General features: G+C 76.9%; 2 protein-coding genes. Both read right to left on the bottom strand.

The genetic code is table 11. The features are described 5' to 3' along the window. Window positions 1–2418: fatty acyl-AMP ligase (locus ACSNOD_RS28970; RefSeq protein ID WP_436770040.1), on the bottom strand; the 2418-nt coding region annotated here is incomplete at its 3' end. Window positions 2419–2470: 52 nt separating this feature from the next. Next, window positions 2471–4234 (bottom strand): D-alanine--poly(phosphoribitol) ligase, encoded by a 1764-nt coding sequence (locus ACSNOD_RS28975; protein WP_436770041.1) that lies wholly within the window; start codon window positions 4232–4234, stop codon window positions 2471–2473. Between the last annotated feature and the right edge of the window lie 61 nt (window positions 4235–4295).

Below are 4295 nucleotides of genomic sequence, written 5' to 3' on the forward strand. Positions count from 1 at the left end.
CCTCTGCGGCGGGTGGGTGGGGGAGCCCGAGCCGGAGGGGGCCGGTCCCTCCCCGCCGCAGAGGGCCACCAGCGTGTCCACCCGCGGCCGCGCCAGCAGTTCACCGACCGGCACGTGCACCCCGAGCCGGCGCTCGACCGCCCGGACGACGTCCAGCAGCCGTGGGTAGTCCAGCCCCAGCTCGGCCAGCCCCCGGCCAGTCACGTCCGCCGGACCGCGTACGCCCGCTGGGCCGCGTGCCTCAGCCTGATCCCGTGCCTCCGTCCGATCCCGTACGCCCGCCCGGTCCCGTACGCCCGCTGGGCCGCGTACGCTTGCCCGGTTCCGTACGCCCGCTGCGCCGCGTGCCTCCGCCCGGTCCCGTACCGGCGGCCGGTCCGGTGGGTCCGTCCGTGGCCCGACCGGTGCGCCCAGCACCTCCTGGAGCGCCTCGGCCACCGCCTCGGCCGCCCCCGCGCGCCGTTCGGCCGGCCGCGCCGGCTCCCCTGCGAGGGCCGGCTCGCGCAGCACGCTCGCCGCGATCACCGCGCCCGACCCCGCTCGCGGCGCCGGGGCCCCGGGGGAGGCCGCCCCCGCGCCGCCCGGCGCGAGGCGGAGGAAGTCCGCCCGGCACGCGTGCCGCTGGATCTTCCCGCTGGTGGTCTTGGGCACCGTCGACCGCCGCAGCAGCACCACCGCGTGCGGGGTCACCTCGTACTCCTCGGCGACGGCCGTCCGCAGGGCGGCGATCACGGGCCAGGGGTCGGCGAGCCCGGCCCCGTCGACCTCGTAGGCGACGACCAGTTCCTCCGCGCCGTCCACCTCGATCCCGAACGCCGCCCCGGCCCCGGGGCGGATCGCGGGATGGGCCCGCTCCACGGTCAGCTCGATGTCCTGCGGGTAGTGGTTGCGGCCCTGCACCACGACGACGTCCTTGGCGCGGCCGACCACGTGCAGCCGGCCCGCCCGCAGATAGCCGAGGTCGCCGGTGCGCAGCCAGTCGGTGTGCGGCTCGCCCTCCAGCCGCGCCCGGAAGGTCTCCCGGGTGGCGTCCGGCCGCCGCCAGTAGCCGCGGGCGACGCTCGGGCCGGCGAGCCAGATCTCGCCGATCCGCCCGTCGTCGGCCCGCCGGCCCGCGCCGGCCGCCTGCCCGCCGGAGCCCCCGGCCGCGTCCCCGCCGCCATGAGCGCCCTCGGCCGCCTGCCCGTCGGGATGTGCGTCCCCGGCCGCGTCCGTTGTGACCACGGCGACCCGCACGCCGTCCACCGCCGGCCCGCAGTCCACCACCCGCGTCACCCGCGTGCCGTCGCCGGCCGCCGTGCGCTCGGCCCGCCCGGCGCCCAGCGCCGCGGCGTCCAGGACCTCGGCGGACGGGGCCTCGTCCGGCCCGCCGCCGGTGGCCATCAATGTGGCCTCCGCGAGGCCGTAACAGGGCAGCAGGGCCCGCCGGTCGAAGCCGCTGGGCGCGAAGAACGCGGCGAAGCGGTCCAGCGTGGCGGCCCGCACCGGCTCGGCGCCGTTGAGCGCCAGCCGCCAGTGCCGCAGGTCCAGTGCGTCCCGCTGCTCGGGCGTGACATGGCGCAGACAGTGCTCGAAGCCGAAGTTGGGCGCCACGGAGGTCGACGCCCGGGTGTCCGCGAGGGTCTCCAGCCACAGCAGGGGCCGCCGCAGAAAGGTCAGCGGGGCCATCAGATGGGCCGGGAAACCCCCGTACAGCGGGGTCAGAATGCCGCCGATGAGGCCCATGTCGTGGTACGGCGGCAGCCAGGACACCATTCCGGAGCGCTCGTCGTGGGCCAGCCGCGCGTGGATCGCGCGCAGATTCGCCAGCAGGTTCTCATTGCTGATCATCACGCCCTTGGGCGCCGAGGTCGAGCCGGAGGTGTACTGGAGAAAGGCGAGCGTGCCGCCGGTGGTGTCCGGCTCGGGCAGGCCGTCGGCTCCGCCCGGCCCGTCGTCGGCGCCGCTCACCAGCCAGCGCAGCTCCCCGAGCCCGAGGGAGGCGAGCTCCGCCCGCCGGCCCTCGGCGAACCGGGCGAAGCCGGCGGTCGTCAGGGCGTGCGTGGCGCGCGCGTCGTGGGCGATGGCGGCCAGGCGCGGCAGGGTGCGCCCGAACCGCGCGGTGTCCGGCGGATACGCGGGCACCGCGATGGCCCCCGCGTACAGACAGCCCAGGAACGCGGCGATGTAGTCGAGCCCGGGCGGGTGGAGCAGCAGCACGGGCCTGCCCCGCAGCCCGCGCTCCACCAGCGGCGCGGCGACCGCGCGGACCCGCCGGTCCAGCTCGGCGTAGCTCCAGGACCGCTCCGTGCCGCCGGTCCCGGGCAGGAAGCGGTAGGCGAGCGCGTCCGGGCGCTGTTCGCGGTGGTGTCGCAACAGGGCCGCCACCGTCGTGGGCTCGGTGCCCCGCCAGGGCGTCGTCGTCGGACGTGGGCTCATGAGCGTCTCCGTCACTCGCAGGGCTTGGCGTCGGTCACTCGCCGGACCGCGGTCACTCGCCGGGCCGGGGCTCGCCGGGCCGCGGGCCCGCCGTCGCGGCGGCGGCCGGCAGCGGCCCGGCACCGGCCAGCCGCCGGTAGTCGGTCTTGCCGTTGGCGTTGCGCGGCAGTTCGGCCAGGCACCGCGCGATGCCGGGCAGCATGTAGCCGGGCAGGTGCTGGGCGCAGTGCCGTTTGATCTCGATCAGGCTCGGCCGGCGCGTGGACCCGGCGCGCAGCGTGTAGTACAGCGCCAGCCGGGCCTCCCGGCCCTCGCCCCTGAGCACCACGGCGGCCTCGGCGATCCCGGGGTGGCGCACCACGGCCGCCTCCACCTCGCCGAGCTCCACCCGGTAGCCGGAGAGCTTGACCATGCGGTCCTTGCGGCCCCGGTAGACGAGCTCGCCCCGCTCCCGGCTCACCAGGTCGCCGGTCGGGTGGCGGCCCCGGCGGTGGTCGGCCGCGGCGGGTTCGGACTCGCGCCGCCAGTAGCCGGGGGTCACGCAGGCGCCCTCCACCACCAGTTCACCGACGGCGCCCGGCTCGCCGACCTCCCGGCCGTCCTCGTCCAGCACGAACACCCGGGCCCCGCCGATGGGGGAGCCGATCGGCACCGGCTCGGTGCCGGCGAGGTCCTCCGGCCGCACCCGGTGGTACGTGCACACATTGGTCTCGGTGGGCCCGTACAGGTTGTACAGCGCCGTGCGCTCCGGCAGCCGGGCGGCCAGGTCGCGCAGGTGCGGCAGCGGGAACACCTCGCCGGCGAAGAGGACGTAGCGCAGCCGCGCCGTGACCTCGGGGGCGAGCGCGCCGGAGACCGTCAGCAGCCGCAGGATCGACGGCACGGAGTACCAGACGGTGACGCCGTGGTCGCGGATGCCGCGGGCCAGCGCCACCACGTCCCGCGCCCGGTGGTCGGGGACGATCCACACGGCGGCGCCCACGGACAGCGCCAGGAACAGGTCGAGCGTGCTCAGGTCGAAGTTGAAGGAGGCGTGGTTGGCGAAGACGTCCTCGGGGCCGACGGCGAACTCCTCGCGGGCCCAGCCGATGAAGTTGGCGAGGTTGCCGTGCGAGATCTTCACGCCCTTGGGCGTGCCGGTCGAGCCCGAGGTGTAGAGGAGGGCGGCCAGGTCGGAGCGGCGCAGCGTGGGCAGGATCACCACGCGGCGCACGGGGGCGCCGGTGAACGCGGACCAGGACACGACGCGGGCGGGGGGTGCGTGGCCCGTGGCGCGTACGGGGCCGGTGTCGCGCCCGGGGCTTTCCTGGCCCGTGTCCTCCTCCGCGCCGGCGACGACGACCGTACGGACGGTGGCCGGCAGCGACCGGCCGTCCAGGGCGGCCAGATGGCGCCGGTCGGTGAAGAGCACGATCGGTTCGGCGTCGGCCAGGATGGTGCCCACCCGGGCGGCCGGCTGGCCGCCGTCCAGGGGCACATAGACGCACCCCGCCTGGAGCGACGCCAGGATCGCCTCGGCGTAGCGCGGCCCCTTGTCCATCCAGATCGCCACCCGGTCGCCGACCCGGGCCTCCAGGTCGAGCAGCCGGGAGGAGAGCGCGTCGACGCGTGCGGCGAGCTCGCCGTAGGTCAGCCGTACCGTGCCGCCCCGCCGGCCGCCGCGCCCCGTCCCGGCACGGTCGGCGCCGCCGTACGCCCCGTGCTCGCCGCCGTCCCCGCCGCTGTCGTCACCGATCAGGGCGGGGCGGGCCGCGTGCTCGGCGGAGAGCAGCCGCGGCAGATGGACGAGTGCGGTGTCGGAGTCGTGGATGCCCATGATCTGTGCCCTCATCCCCGTGGTCCGCTCCCGGTCGCCGCGCCCCCGCCGGCCCCGACCC

Origin of the sequence: Streptomyces sp. URMC 123, from assembly GCF_051386515.1 — a bacterium.
Taxonomy (GTDB): domain Bacteria; phylum Actinomycetota; class Actinomycetes; order Streptomycetales; family Streptomycetaceae; genus Streptomyces.